General features: G+C 65.7%; 1 protein-coding gene. It reads right to left on the bottom strand.

The features are described from left to right. Positions 1 to 254, bottom strand: a 254-nt coding sequence (locus tag KPG66_RS18175) for a phosphopantetheine-binding protein (RefSeq protein WP_237071629.1), incomplete at both ends; no start/stop codon positions are given.

Below are 254 nucleotides of genomic sequence, written 5' to 3' on the forward strand. Positions count from 1 at the left end.
TCTTGTCAATGTCCGCTTGCGTCAGCTCAATGAGCGGCAGCATCGACGGTGTAATCGCAGTCGTGTCGGGCGTGATCGCGTTGGGCGGCACCGCCACGTCACGGTGCTGGCCCAACGTCTGCGCCAACGCACTGAGCGTCGGTGTGTCGAACAACGCGCGCACGGATAGCCCGATTCCCCGGCGCCGCAGGCGCTCAATGAGCTGCACCGCCAGCAGCGAGTGGCCCCCGAGCGCAAAGAAGCTGTCGTGCCGA

This window comes from Mycetohabitans sp. B2, assembly GCF_021733735.1.
In the GTDB taxonomy this organism is placed as follows: Bacteria; Pseudomonadota; Gammaproteobacteria; order Burkholderiales; family Burkholderiaceae; genus Mycetohabitans; species Mycetohabitans rhizoxinica.